General features: G+C 39.9%; 14 protein-coding genes. 13 read left to right on the top strand and 1 reads right to left on the bottom strand.

What is annotated here, in order from left to right; translation table 11 throughout:
- The first annotated feature begins 112 nt into the window (after positions 1-112).
- The 7 genes from CD138_RS06350 (at position 113) to dhaM (ending at position 6275) form a co-directional block, all read left to right on the top strand.
- Entirely contained in the window at positions 113-1864 is a 1752-nt protein-coding gene (locus CD138_RS06350) for a sensor histidine kinase (protein ID WP_019167480.1), read from the top strand.
- Between the two features lie 3 nt (positions 1865-1867).
- The gene (locus CD138_RS06345) at positions 1868-2602 is read left to right on the top strand and encodes a response regulator transcription factor LytR (protein ID WP_019167481.1); all 735 of its coding nucleotides are present in this window, start codon (positions 1868-1870) and stop codon (positions 2600-2602) included.
- Between the two features lie 416 nt (positions 2603-3018).
- A complete protein-coding gene (lrgA, locus tag CD138_RS06340; protein ID WP_373364643.1) occupies positions 3019-3489 on the top strand; it encodes an antiholin-like murein hydrolase modulator LrgA in 471 nt (156 codons plus the stop codon).
- A complete protein-coding gene (gene lrgB, locus CD138_RS06335) occupies positions 3482-4183 on the top strand; it encodes an antiholin-like protein LrgB (RefSeq protein WP_019167483.1) in 702 nt (233 codons plus the stop codon). The genes lrgA and lrgB overlap by 8 nt, the downstream gene beginning before the upstream one ends.
- A gap of 172 nt (positions 4184-4355) precedes the next feature.
- Complete coding sequence (gene dhaK / locus CD138_RS06330) at positions 4356-5318, top strand: dihydroxyacetone kinase subunit DhaK (RefSeq protein WP_019167484.1); 963 nt, start codon at positions 4356-4358, stop codon at positions 5316-5318.
- Between the two features lie 19 nt (positions 5319-5337).
- Positions 5338-5919 (top strand): dihydroxyacetone kinase subunit DhaL, encoded by a 582-nt coding sequence (gene dhaL / locus CD138_RS06325; protein WP_019167485.1) that lies wholly within the window; start codon positions 5338-5340, stop codon positions 5917-5919.
- Entirely contained in the window at positions 5916-6275 is a 360-nt protein-coding gene (dhaM, locus tag CD138_RS06320; RefSeq protein ID WP_019167486.1) for a dihydroxyacetone kinase phosphoryl donor subunit DhaM, read from the top strand. The genes dhaL and dhaM overlap by 4 nt, the downstream gene beginning before the upstream one ends.
- Before the next feature lie 67 nt (positions 6276-6342).
- Here the strand turns inward: dhaM and CD138_RS06315 are convergent, their stop codons facing one another.
- Complete coding sequence (locus CD138_RS06315; RefSeq protein ID WP_026066773.1) at positions 6343-6693, bottom strand: zinc ribbon domain-containing protein YjdM; 351 nt, start codon at positions 6691-6693, stop codon at positions 6343-6345.
- A 151-nt stretch (positions 6694-6844) separates the two neighbouring features.
- Between CD138_RS06315 and CD138_RS06310 the strand changes: the two genes are divergently transcribed.
- The 6 genes from CD138_RS06310 to CD138_RS06285 all read left to right on the top strand — a co-directional run bounded on the left by CD138_RS06310 (position 6845) and on the right by CD138_RS06285 (position 13137).
- The gene (locus CD138_RS06310) at positions 6845-8233 is read left to right on the top strand and encodes an NAD-dependent succinate-semialdehyde dehydrogenase (protein ID WP_019167488.1); all 1389 of its coding nucleotides are present in this window, start codon (positions 6845-6847) and stop codon (positions 8231-8233) included.
- Positions 8234-8362: 129 nt separating this feature from the next.
- On the top strand, positions 8363-8668 hold the full coding sequence (locus CD138_RS06305) for a hypothetical protein (protein WP_019167489.1): 306 nt from the start codon (positions 8363-8365) through the stop codon (positions 8666-8668).
- 166 nt (positions 8669-8834) lie between these two features.
- Complete coding sequence (locus CD138_RS06300) at positions 8835-9164, top strand: antibiotic biosynthesis monooxygenase (protein ID WP_019167490.1); 330 nt, start codon at positions 8835-8837, stop codon at positions 9162-9164.
- Positions 9165-9310: 146 nt separating this feature from the next.
- Positions 9311-10276: an alpha/beta fold hydrolase gene (locus tag CD138_RS06295; protein WP_019167491.1), complete on the top strand. Its 966-nt coding sequence runs from the start codon at positions 9311-9313 to the stop codon at positions 10274-10276.
- Between the two features lie 29 nt (positions 10277-10305).
- On the top strand, positions 10306-10800 hold the full coding sequence (locus CD138_RS06290) for a MerR family transcriptional regulator (RefSeq protein WP_019167492.1): 495 nt from the start codon (positions 10306-10308) through the stop codon (positions 10798-10800).
- Positions 10801-11208: 408 nt separating this feature from the next.
- Positions 11209-13137 (top strand): fructose-specific PTS transporter subunit EIIC, encoded by a 1929-nt coding sequence (locus CD138_RS06285; protein ID WP_019167493.1) that lies wholly within the window; start codon positions 11209-11211, stop codon positions 13135-13137.
- Positions 13138-13200 lie beyond the last annotated feature (63 nt).

Below are 13200 nucleotides of genomic sequence, written 5' to 3'. Positions count from 1 at the left end.
GAATTATAACTTTAAAAAAATAGTCATTGTATTCATCAGGCAAGTTTGTTGTGTTGTGATAAACTAGAATAAAGTATAAAAAGACTCTTCATTGCAAAAGGAGCCAAAATCAATGTTTAATTTAATGATATTACTTTTGGAGCGTGTGGGACTCATTATTATATTGGCTTATATATTAATGAATTCAAAATACTTCAAACATACAATGCAACAGCGAAAAGCATGGGCATCAAAGTGGCAATTGTGCATCGTTTTTAGTCTCTTTGCGCTCATGTCTAACTTTACGGGTATCGTCATTAAGAATGGTGATATTTTAGCGGGAAGCATTTATTTTCAGTTAGATGACAATGTTTCTTTAGCGAATACACGCGTACTGACAATCGGTGTTGCAGGATTGGTAGGAGGGCCTTTTGTTGGTGTATTTGTAGGTGTTTTATCAGGTATATTCCGCCTTTATATGGGAGGGGCAGAAGCCTATACATACTTAATCTCTTCTTTGTTTATTGGTCTGATTTCTGGCTATTTTGGACGAAAAGCACTAGAACAACATCAATATCCAACCATTGCTAAAAGTGCACTCATCGGCGGTATGATGGAAATTGTACAGATGATTTGTATTTTTTCGTTTGCTCAAGATAAACAGTATGCGATGGATTTGATTGCTTTAATTGGACTGCCAATGATTGTTGTTAACAGTGCCGGAACAGCGATTTTCATGTCTATCATTAGTTCCACTTTGAAGCAAGAAGAGCAAATGCGTGCGGTGCAAACGCATGATGTATTGGAATTGACAAATCAAACGTTACCTTATTTTAAAGAGGGGCTCAATGAAGACTCCGCAAAGCATGTGGCGATGATTATTAAAGATTTAATGAAAGTTTCTGCTGTCGCAATTACAAATCGCCATGATATTTTAGCACATGTTGGGGCAGGAAGTGACCATCATATTCCTAAAAAAGAAATTATTACCCATTTATCGAAAGAAGTATTACAAACTGGAGAGCTCAAGGAAGTACATACGAAAGAAGAGATTGGTTGTACACACCCGCATTGTCCGCTCCATGCAGCACTTGTGATTCCACTCAAAATGCATGGTAAAGTAACAGGGACGTTAAAAATGTATTTTACGAATCCGACGAACTTAACATTTGTCGAACGCCAATTAGCAGAAGGTTTGGCAGAGATTTTTAGTAGTCAAATCGAACTTGGGGAAGCTGAGATGCAAAGTAAATTATTGAAAGATGCAGAAATCAAGTCTCTTCAAGCACAGGTGAACCCGCATTTCTTTTTTAACGCGATTAACACGATTTCTGCATTAGTGCGGATTGATAGTGAAAAAGCGAGAGAATTATTGCTAGAGTTAAGTCATTTCTTTCGTTCGAATTTACAAGGTTCGCGTCAAAATACGATTACGTTGGAGAAAGAGTTGAGTCAAGTGACGGCCTACTTGTCACTTGAACAGGCCCGTTTTCCAGGACGATTTGATGTGACGTTTGATGTTCCAGAAAAAGTGAAACAAGCTGCAGTCCCTCCATTTTTAATTCAAATCTTAGTAGAGAATGCAGTCAAACACGCCTTTACAGATCGTAAAAACGGCAACAAAATTAAAGTGGGTGTGCGTTTGAAAGATGCACAGCAACTCTGTATTGAAGTGAGTGACAATGGACGGGGGATTCCGCCTGAAAAACTGGTGCAACTCGGTGAAAGGGTTGTTGAGTCAGAGTCAGGGACCGGCAGTGCTTTAGAAAATTTGAATTTAAGATTAAAAGGTTTATTCAGTGAGCATGCTGCATTACATTTTGATAGTGATGACACAGGAACGTGCGTATGGTGTACGTTACCTTACCAACTGAAGGAGGGTTAAATCATGCGTGCTTTAATAGTTGATGATGAACCACTCGCGCGTAATGAATTAATATATTTATTGAATCGCATCGGAGGATTTGATGTTTTAGATGAAGCAGAAAATGTGAGCGAAACGATTGAAGCGTTGTTGATGGATGAATATGATTTAGTGTTTTTAGATATCAACTTAATGAATGAAAATGGTATAGAATTAGGTAAAAAAATACAGAAAATGAAAGCACCACCTGCAATTGTCTTTGCGACCGCACATGACCAGTTTGCGGTACAGGCGTTTGAGCTGAACGCTACGGATTATATTATGAAACCTTTCGACCAATCCCGCATTGCGCAAGCTGTGGAAAAAGTCCGTGCACAACAAGAGAAATATGAGGATAAACATGCGCCACAAGCGGCTGCAAAAGTTAAGCAACCTCTACCTATTGAAATTGGTGAACGTATTCATATGTTAAACCCTGATGATGTGATTGGTATTTCGGTCAATCAAGGTGTGACGACGGTGTATACGACGCAAGGAGAGTATGAGACGCATGAGCCTTTGAGTGCTTATGAGAAGCGATTGGATGAAGGGCAGTTTATTCGGATTCATCGATCGAATGTGATCAATCGGCAGCATATTGAGGCGATTGAGCATTGGTTTAATTCGACGTATATGGTGACGTTGACGGATGGTGTGAAGATGCAGGTGAGTCGGTCGTATATGAAGAAGTTTAAGCAGGTGATGGGTTTAAGGTTGTGAGGATTTTGTTTTGTATTGATGTGAGTCGTTTATCTTCGATTGCTGAACTATTCTCCCTTTCACAGGGGCTGATCTTTCAACTAACCAGCGCTTTTAGTATATGAGACACTTGTTGAGGCGCTGGTGGATTTTCCAGATCAGCTCATCCCTCGGGAGTGTCGAATCGTTCTTGCAATCTTTGTAGAGAGATGTATCAATCAAAGACACTGTTCACAACGCGCACCACATCATTTCCGTATTATTGATGTGGAAAGTGGTGTTTACGTGAGATTTTTCATCCACCGAAAGTGTATTTTTACTGTGCTATATGACATTTAAATCGTGTGTTTGTTCGACAAGGGTGTGATTTTGTATTTCACGCCTCTTTTTTTGCATTTCGGAATGAAAACAACGTATGTGAATTTTTTCATTATATAATGAAGTCAATCAGAGATGCACGGGAGGTTGTAAAAGTGAAACAAAAAGAAGAGAAAACGTACAGTTTTTTACATCAAGTGTTTGTGATTGCGGCAGTGTTATTTGTTTCAAGTATTATTGAATCATTTATGCCGATTCCTATGCCAGCACCGGTGATAGGGCTCGTATTACTGTTCGTTTTATTATGTACAGGTGTGATCAAGCTGGGTCAAGTTGAAAAAGTAGGGACGGCGTTAACAAACAATATCGGATTTTTATTCGTACCAGCTGGGATTTCAGTCGTTAATTCATTGGACATTATTAGTGCAAGTCCAATTCTTATCATTGGATTGATTATTATTTCAACAATTCTGTTACTCGTGTTTACAGGTTTTGCGTCACAAATTTTAATGCGTTTGACGATGAAAGATAAAGTGACAACAACGCCTAGTACAAAAGGGAAAGTGAAAGGAGCGCATTCACATGGCTAATCATCTCGCTATTGATACACCGTATTTCGGTATCTTATTATCAGTGATACCCTTTTTAATCGCGACAGTACTCTTTAAGAAAACAAATGGCTTTTTCTTATTCGCACCGCTTTTTGTTGCGATGGTTTTCGGGGTAGCATTCTTATACTTTACAGGCATTCCATATGAAAAGTATAAAATTGGTGGAGATATCATTAATTTCTTCCTAGGACCAGCGACGATTTCCTTTGCGATTCCTTTATACAAAAAGCGTGATGTTTTAGTGAAACATTGGCACCGGATTATAGGTGGCATTGGCATTGGTACCGTGTTGGCACTTGTCGGTATTTTCTTTGTTGCAAAAGCCTTTCAATTTGGTAATGACATTATTGCATCCATGCTTCCGCAAGCAGCAACAACAGCAATTGCACTTCCTGTATCAGACGGCATCGGTGGCATTAAAGAATTGACATCATTAGCTGTTATTTTGAATGCAGTCATCATCTATGCGCTCGGTAATAAATTATTGAAATGGTTCCACATTGATGATCCGATTGCGAGAGGTTTATCTTTAGGAACAAGTGGACATACGTTAGGTGTAGCGGCAGCAAAAGAACTTGGGCCAGTAGAGGAGTCAATGGCGAGCATCGCGATTGTACTGGTTGGGGTTGTCGTGGTAGCAGTTGTTCCAATTTTGACACTTATTTTCTTCTAATCAATGGACACAATCGAATGATATTGAAAGAGTTGTACAGCACGTGCGAGTTGGAATGCGCGACTGTACAACTTTTTTGTATACAAAATTGTCAAATGTGGATAATAGTTTTTACGTGAACGTTTTCATTTTAAAACATATAATAGAAGAAACTACGATAGAAGGTGAGCAAATGAAAAAGTTAATTCAGGATAAAACACACTTTTTGCAAGACATGCTAGATGGTTTGAAGATCACCAACCCAAATATTGACGTGATTGCAGATACAGTCGTTGTACGTCAACATAAAAAGACGTCTGGTGTCGCATTAGTTTCAGGTGGCGGAAGTGGTCACGAACCTGCACATGCGGGTTATGTGGGTGAAGGGATGTTAGATGCTGCGGTATGTGGGGAAGTGTTTACCTCACCGACGCCGGATAAAGTGTTAGAAGCCATTAAAGCGGTAGACAATGGGGACGGTGTATTACTTATTGTTAAAAATTATGCGGGCGACGTCATGAATTTTGAAATGGCAAAAGATATGGCTGAGATGGAAGATATCCAAGTGGAAATGGTCATTGTCCGTGATGACATTGCGATTGACGATGTTGAAAAACGCCGTGGTGTTGCAGGCACGGTCTTTGTTCATAAATATGCGGGTTATTTATCAGAGCATGGTAAGAAGTTAACAGAAATTAAAACTGAAGTTGAAGCAATGATGGAACACATGCGTACCATTGGGATGGCACTCACACCTCCTGCAGTACCAACGACAGGAAAGTATGGCTTCGATATTGAAGATCATGAAATGGAAATCGGTATCGGTATTCATGGTGAACGTGGATTAGAACGCGTGCCAGTTGAACCAGTAGAACAAATTGTGCAACGTTTGATTGAACAATTAAAGCAAGAAGTAACGAGTGACGAATTGATTGTGATGGTGAACGGCATGGGTGGCACACCATTATCAGAATTGGACATTGTGACGAAATATGTCGCGTTACAATTAGAAAAAGAAGGGAAAACAGTTAAAGCATGGTTTGTCGGTGATTATATGACATCGCTCGACATGCAAGGCTTTTCATTAACATTTGTCCCATACGATGAACGCGTATTATCAGCGTTTCGCGCACCAACAACAAGTCGATTTTTTTAATCAATAGGAGGTTCACAAGATGGACGTAGCAACTTTAAAAGAACGATTACTCGCATTGAAAGAGACATTTGAAACAGAGGAAGAGGCTTTGACAGAATTGGACCGTGCAATTGGCGACGGGGACCATGGTGTGAATATGCGACGTGGTTTTGAAGCACTTCCTGATCAATTAGATGACAGTTCAATGCAGGCATTACTCAAATCTACAGGTATGACGCTCATGTCGAAAGTCGGCGGCGCGTCTGGACCATTATACGGCTTTAGTTTTGTCAAAATGGCGCAAGTTGCGAAAGATGACATAGATCATGAGAACTTAGTTGAATTGTTAAAAGCATTTGAAGAAGCAGTGGCCCAACGTGGTAAAGTGACTTTAAATGAAAAAACAATGTATGATGTGATTGCACGTGCAAGAGAAGCAGTCGAGCAAGGTGAAACAGTAGATTTAGAAAAGTTACAATCTTATGCTGATGCAACACGTGATATAGAAGCAACAAAAGGTCGTGCGTCATACTTTAAAAAAGACTCAATTGGTTACATTGATCCTGGCGCACAAAGTAGTGTTTACATTTTAAATGCACTGATAGGAGCTGATGTAGCATGACACAGATTGTTTTAGTCAGTCATAGTGAAAAAATTGCAGAAGGTACACAAGAACTTCTTTCACAGATGGCGCAAGATGTGAATGTCGTTGCGATTGGTGGAATTGAAGGCGAAATTGGTACGTCATTTGATGATATTTCTGCAGTATTAAATGATATAGATGATGATGCGATTTGTTTCTTTGATATCGGCTCATCTGAAATGAATTTGGATATGGCGATTGAAATGTACACGGGGACACATCGCATTGAAAAAGTGAATGCCCCGATTGTAGAAGGGAGTTTCATTGCGGCGGTTGCTTTATCTACAGGTCAAACGATAGATGAAGCCATCGCATCCGTGGATGAAGCTTTTTAATCCATATCAATTGCAATAGGACAACATGAGCGCGTACGGCACGTCAATGTTGTCCTGTTTTTTAATATTATTTAATTTTTTTCACGACTTCAGATTTTAAGCCAATTTGTCCAAAGCCAGGAATTTTACAGTCGATATCATGTCCGTCTTCAGGATCGACTAATTTAATGTTTTTAACTTTAGTCCCTTGTTTAATCATTTGAGAACTGCCTTTGATTTTTAAATCGCGAATGACTGATACCGTGTCACCGTCTTGAAGTGGGTTTCCGTTTGCATCACGGATGACGTCTTGTTCAGCAGCTGCCTCAAGTGTGTCGTTGCTCCATTCATATGCACACATCGGGCAAATGTAAAGTCCGCCATCTTCATATGTGTATTCAGAATCGCACTGTGGACAGTTTGGGATTGCGGTTGTCATGTAAGAATCAACTACTTTCATTAAAATATAAATCTAATCTAACACATTCTGAGTGAAAAGTATGTAAGAAATTTCATGAAGTGTTACGATAATTGTATGATGCGCAATAAAGTGTCATACGGTTACAAATTAAAAGAAAGAGGGATGGAAGATGACAAAGTTTGATGTAATAAACCCTTCGACGGGAGAAGTCATTAAGACCTATGCATTTACAGAAGAAGCTGAAATTCATCATAAAATTGAACGTGCATATGAAGCATATTTATCATGGCGTGAAGTGGATGCGCATGAGCGGTCACGTTTATTATGGCAATGGTCAGCTTTAATTAAAGAAAACCGTGACGCATTGGCAGAGCTGATTACACTTGAAGGGGGCAAGCCTTATCAAGAGGCTTTAGGCGAAGTGGATTACGCTGTGGGTTATGTCGATTGGTACGCGGAAGAAGCGAAACGTATTTATGGTAGAACCATTCCGGCAAACTCACCAGATAAGAAACTTTTAGTGGATCAATTCCCGGTCGGTGTTGTAGGGGCGATTACTCCGTGGAACTTCCCAGCTGCCATGATTACCCGTAAAATGGCACCCGCACTTGCAGCAGGATGTACGATTGTATGTAAACCGGCGACGCAAACGCCAATGACAACGATTCGTTTAGTTGAATTAGCACATGAAGCGGGCATTCCTGAAGATGCCATTTCATATATTTTAGCGAGTGGTAAAACGGCAGGTAAAATTTTCACAGAGCATGAATTGATTCACAAAGTGACGTTCACAGGCTCAACACCTGTTGGCAAAAAGTTAATCGAACAATCTGCAGCCTCTGTTAAAAATGTGACTATGGAACTTGGCGGTCTCGCACCACTCATCGTGCATAAAGATGCTGACATCGAACATGCTGTGGAACAAACGATTAAGACAAAATTTAGAAATGCAGGCCAAACTTGTATTTGTGCCAACCGTATTTATGTACACGAAGATATTGCAGAAGCATATGAAAAACAACTCATCGAACAAGTCCATGCACTAAAAGTAGGGGACGGCATGGACAAAGACGTTAAAATTGGACCACTCATCAACCAAAAAGGTGTGGACAAAGTGCTTAATCACATTCAAGATGCCGTTGAACATGGCGGTCAATTGTCACGTGAATTAGATGACATTCAAGAACTCGGTGGCAATTTCTTAAAACCTGTCGTCATAACAAATGTCAACCATGATATGAAATGTATGCATGAAGAAACATTCGGTCCAGTTGCACCCGTGATGCGTTATTCTGATATTGATGAAGCAATTCATTTAGCGAATGACACAGAATTTGGCTTGGCATCTTATTTCTTCACCAATGATTACCGTACAGGTCTTTATATTTACAACAACTTACACTATGGTGTGGTGGGTTGGAATGACGGTGCACCTTCAGCACCACATGCGCCATTCGGTGGTGTGAAAGAAAGTGGTTATGGCCGTGAAGGGGGTATTGAAGGAATCGAACCTTATCTTGAAACAAAATATCTCTCAATCGGTACAAAAACAGAATAACGATACAATGAATGCATTAAAGGCTGGGGGAATGTCATCTTCCGGTCTTTTTTTGAGGAGTTTCTTTTAAATCATTTCTTTATGTTATGCTTTTATTAACTAAAATTGTCTGGAAAAAGGAGCAACTCAATGATTATATCACTTGCCGTTTTTGGTTTTGTTTTTTTATTAGTACTCGTGATTCATATTTTTAAATTAGATGCTGTGATTGCCAATATTGACTTTGAACAAATTGATGAACGCTATCATGATACTGTTCGGAGACAATGGTTTGTTTGGACAGAAGTCTTGGTGATTGTTCTCGGCATTTGGACAACAATTTTCACTTTTTATTATAAGAACATCCCTCTTTTTATCGCAGGTATTGTATGCTTTTTCATTTTAAATTTGGTCAGGTTGAACTATCTCATAAAAAAATTTAAAAAGCGTAAATAACACAATTTCAGTTGATAATGATAATCTTTATCAATTATAATAAAAGAAGTGATCGATTGAACAGTGAGTCTGTATTGAATGAACAATCAAGATACCTCATTTGGAGATAGATACAATAAGGGGGCAGACGCGACTTATGCGAATGCGTAAAAGGAGATGAAGTCCAATGTTTATGGCAGAAAATAAATTGACATTACAAAAAGGGACAGCGGAGGCTACGATGGAACGATTCCACCGTCGTCAAGGCATTGAAACGATTGATGGATTTATCGAAATGTATGTGACACAAACGAATGGTTTAAAAGAATATGATGAAGTGAAAATTTTAACAGTTTGGCAATCTGAAGACGCATTTCGTGAATGGTTAGGGTCAGATGTGTTTAAAGCGTCACATAAAAATGTCAGACAGCATCATGAAGAGAAGGAAAGCCCGATTTTGAAAAATAAGGTTTCTACATATCAGATTGGTTATCATTATGAAAAAGCACATGCATAGCTAAGTATGGCAGGTCTCGGTTGAATCACGAGGCCTGTGTTTTTTTATATTTCGATTTTTATCATATTTGTTTCTTCCTTAGCTTAAAAATGCTACAAGCCTCTCAAAATAGATTATAATGATATCGAAAGATGTGAGGTGTAGACATGAAAACATACGTAGAACAAGATGGACGTACCATTCAGAAACACTACTTGACTTTAAACGGTCATCGACAAGGTATCATTATTGAATCAAGAGGTACTGATAAACCGATACTGCTTGTTGTCCATGGTGGGCCAGGATTTCCGCTTTATTCCTTTTTTAGAGCACATCATATTGATTTGACGGATCGTTATACAGTTGTCTTTTGGAATCAGCGTGGGACGGGCATGTCGTATACGCGCGAAACTGTAGAAATGGCAGATTTAATTTCTGACTCGTATCAGCTTATTCAATTTTTACGACGTCATTTTCAACAAGAGCAAGTGTATTTGATGTGTCACTCATTCGGTACGATTATTGGCACGCACCTCGCGCATCGTAACCCTGAATATATTGCCGCGTATATTGGCATGGGGCAGCTCGGAGACGTGTTTGGCAATGAACAGTGTATTTTGCAACATTTGATTTTTTTAGCGCATGAAGAAGGCAATCAACGTGCGATCCAGCAACTCAAAGCGATTCATTTAACACGGGACTTTAATCAAGATTGTCAATATGAAAAAGCAAGACAACGTTATACTGCGCGTTACCATGTCGGCTTTTCGAGTCATGGCTATTCGGTTTGGCGCATGTTTCGGGTAATGATGCAGACGCCTTATTACCGTCTTATGGAAAGAATTAATATTGTGAGAGGCAGTTTATCCACATTTGAACATTTGACGAGCGAAATGGCGCATACCAATTTAAATGATATTGCCCAGGAAATAACGGTGCCATTTTATATTTTACAAGGTGTTCATGATATGCAGACGACTTACGAAGACAGTAAAGCATTTTTTGATCATGTCGCGTCTCCTGAAAAGCATTTTTACGCCTTTCAAGATACGGCACATGCACCGTTTGTCGATGAGCCTGAAAAAATGATTCAAATTATGCATGAAATTGTTGACCGTCACGTGACGTCATAGGCTATACATGAAGTATGGAGGTGAAATCGATGTCACATTATTCGACAGGTGAGCTTGCGAATATGTTTGGACTTTCAAAAAGAACCATTCAGTATTATGACCATCAACAATTATTAAAACCCGCCTATACCGACGACAATCAATATCGGATGTATACAGAGCGAGAAGTTGAACAGTTGCATTTGATTTTAGTCATGAAGTCATTAGGTCTCAGTCTTAAAGAAATCAAGCAAATGTTGTCAGCGGACGGTACACTTCAAACGGTACGGACTTTATTAACACGTAAAGTAGCAGAAACTGAATCAGAAATTCGACAGCAACAACAGCGACTGAAGCAGATGAAGCAAATGCAACAGATGATACTGGATTCATCACGTGCACCTGTTAAAAATCTTTCTGACATTGAGGATGCGATGAAACAAAAACCACAGCATCAACGTCTAATGAAACAAATGTTATGGATGGGAACGACAGCGACATTATTTGAAGTGATTGGGGTTGGCTTAAGTTGGAAATATCGTTAATTTTGGCCGGCGATATTAGGTTTTGGTAGTGCAGCCACATTGGCACAAAGAATGACCTCTAAGTACTATCAACAAGTCAGTTATATGTGTCCAAATTGCCAAAAGCAGTTTAAACCCTCATATCGAACATGGTTATTAGCGCCTCACACTTCACAAACAAGAATGTTAACGTGCCCGAATTGTGGATTTAAAGGGTATTGCACTGAAATTTACGATGCATCAATGAAATTATAAAACGATAGTAAAGTGCGTGACATGCGAGATGAATTGCTGTTGCGCACTTTTTTCGTCTGTGTTTCAAAGGAAGTAACCGAAAATTTGTAAGCGCTTCAAAAATACGTTGAATTGTGTCCGTAAAGCGAATAAGATGGGGGTGTATGGAATTTTGTGAAGAGAGGAAGTATTGGCATGAAAATACTCGCAGTTACATCTTGTCCAAATGGTATTGCACATACATATATGGCACAAGAAAAGTTAGAGCAAGCTGCTGCATCATTAGGTATCGACATCAAAGTAGAAACACAAGGAGGGGTCGGTGCCGAAAATGTATTAACAGCTGAAGAAATCGCAGCAGCAGATGGTATCATTATTGCCGCGGATAGACAAGTGGATTTATCCCGGTTCAATGGTAAACCCCTCGTGAAAGAAAGCGTGAGAGCAGGCATTCATCAACCTGAAGCATTAATTGAACGTGTGGTGAAAGGGGAAGCACCGGTGTATCATGCATCAGGAGAAGCTGACACAAGTGGCACAACTGCACCTCAAAGCGAAAATAAACAAAACGGTATGCAAATGGTCTATCAACATTTAATGAACGGGGTTTCTTTTATGGTACCGTTCATCGTTGTCGGAGGGTTACTCATCGCCCTAGCATTGTCGTTAGGTGGAGAAAAAACAGCGACGCAAGGTTTAGTCATACCAGATGATTCATTTTGGAAGCCGTTCGAAAAGATTGGTGCGCTCGCATTTAGTTTTATGGTACCAATTTTGGCCGGTTACATTGCGGTCAGTATTGCGGATAAGCCGGGTCTTGTACCAGGGATGATTGGTGGTGCGATTGCGGCAGATGGTAGTTTTTACGGTAGTACGGCGGGTGCTGGATTTCTAGGCGGGATCGTTGCCGGGTTCTTAGCGGGTTATATCGCGAAATGGATTAAAAATATTAAAGTGCCGAAAGCGATGGCGCCGATTATGCCGATCATTATTATTCCAATTATTGCGTCGGTGCTCGTTGGTATGATCTTTATTTTCGTTTTAGGTGCGCCAATTGCAGCTGTTTTTGAAACTTTGACGACTTGGCTCAAAGGCATGCAAGGGGCAAATATTGTTATTTTGGCCTTAATTATAGGTGCAATGATTGCATTTGATATGGGGGGTCCGGTCAACAAAGTCGCGTTTTTATTTGGTTCAGCTTTAATTGCAGAAGGAAACTATAGTGTCATGGGGATGGTTGCAGTGGCAGTCTGTACACCACCGATTGGACTCGGACTTGCGACATTTATTCAAAAACGTAAATTCAACCGTAATGAAATCGAAATGGGGAAAGCTTCATTTACGATGGGGCTATTCGGTATTACAGAAGGTGCGATTCCATTTGCAGCTCAAGATCCATTGCGTATTATTCCGGCAAATATGATCGGTGCGATGGTCGCTTCTGTTATTGCAGCACTTGGTCATGTCGGTGATAGAGTAGCGCATGGCGGCCCAATAGTTGCAGTATTAGGGGGCATCGATGGCGTACTCATGTTTATCGTCGCAGTGTTAGCAGGTAGCTTTGTCACAACAGCCCTCGTATTAACATTTAAAAAACAACCAACTGCCACGGCTACGCAAGGCAAATCAGATGAAATTGAGACGACAGTTAAAGTGAATGAAGATGCAGACGTGCAAGACATGTTGAATCCACAAGTCATGATTCAAACAGCAGTACCAATGGATAGAGATCAAGCGATTGATACGATGATTGAACGATTAGTCAGTGAAAACTATGTCACGGATGCAGTGACTTTAAAAGAAGCGGTATTAGCACGGGAGGCAGAATCAACGACAGCACTCGGTATGCATATTGCGATGCCTCATGCAAAAACAAATGCGGTACGTCAACCGATTATTGCAGTACTTAAACATGATCAAGGTGTGCAATGGGAAAGTTTAGACGGTACATTACCACAACTCGTCTTTTTAATTGTTGTACCGGAACAAAGTCATGATACCCATTTAAAAGTGTTGCAACAACTGTCGAAAAACTTAATGCATGATGACAAACGTCAACAATTGTTAGACACAACGAATGAAGCGGATTTATTCGAGACGTTACAACATGTCATGAAAGCATAAGTGAACTTATTGGAGACCGGGGTCATAAGATTCCTGGTCTTTTAATTTTTGCTTATTTTGAAA

Source organism: Staphylococcus intermedius NCTC 11048 (genome assembly GCF_002902385.1).
Classification (GTDB): domain Bacteria; phylum Bacillota; class Bacilli; order Staphylococcales; family Staphylococcaceae; genus Staphylococcus; species Staphylococcus intermedius.
This window is presented reverse-complemented; position numbering and strand designations above follow the sequence as displayed.

Excerpts from the sequence above, each read along its gene's own strand:
- CD138_RS06350 (WP_019167480.1), top strand. The coding sequence starts at position 113 with ATGTTTAATTTAATGATATTACTTTTGGAGCGTGTGGGACTCATTATT.
- CD138_RS06345 (WP_019167481.1), top strand. The coding sequence starts at position 1,868 with ATGCGTGCTTTAATAGTTGATGATGAACCACTCGCGCGTAATGAATTA.
- lrgA (WP_373364643.1), top strand. The coding sequence starts at position 3,019 with ATGAAGTCAATCAGAGATGCACGGGAGGTTGTAAAAGTGAAACAAAAA.
- lrgB (WP_019167483.1), top strand. The coding sequence starts at position 3,482 with ATGGCTAATCATCTCGCTATTGATACACCGTATTTCGGTATCTTATTA.
- dhaK (WP_019167484.1), top strand. The coding sequence starts at position 4,356 with ATGAAAAAGTTAATTCAGGATAAAACACACTTTTTGCAAGACATGCTA.
- dhaL (WP_019167485.1), top strand. The coding sequence starts at position 5,338 with ATGGACGTAGCAACTTTAAAAGAACGATTACTCGCATTGAAAGAGACA.
- dhaM (WP_019167486.1), top strand. The coding sequence starts at position 5,916 with ATGACACAGATTGTTTTAGTCAGTCATAGTGAAAAAATTGCAGAAGGT.
- CD138_RS06315 (WP_026066773.1), bottom strand. The coding sequence starts at position 6,693 with ATGACAACCGCAATCCCAAACTGTCCACAGTGCGATTCTGAATACACA.
- CD138_RS06310 (WP_019167488.1), top strand. The coding sequence starts at position 6,845 with ATGACAAAGTTTGATGTAATAAACCCTTCGACGGGAGAAGTCATTAAG.
- CD138_RS06305 (WP_019167489.1), top strand. The coding sequence starts at position 8,363 with ATGATTATATCACTTGCCGTTTTTGGTTTTGTTTTTTTATTAGTACTC.
- CD138_RS06300 (WP_019167490.1), top strand. The coding sequence starts at position 8,835 with ATGTTTATGGCAGAAAATAAATTGACATTACAAAAAGGGACAGCGGAG.
- CD138_RS06295 (WP_019167491.1), top strand. The coding sequence starts at position 9,311 with ATGAAAACATACGTAGAACAAGATGGACGTACCATTCAGAAACACTAC.
- CD138_RS06290 (WP_019167492.1), top strand. The coding sequence starts at position 10,306 with ATGTCACATTATTCGACAGGTGAGCTTGCGAATATGTTTGGACTTTCA.
- CD138_RS06285 (WP_019167493.1), top strand. The coding sequence starts at position 11,209 with ATGAAAATACTCGCAGTTACATCTTGTCCAAATGGTATTGCACATACA.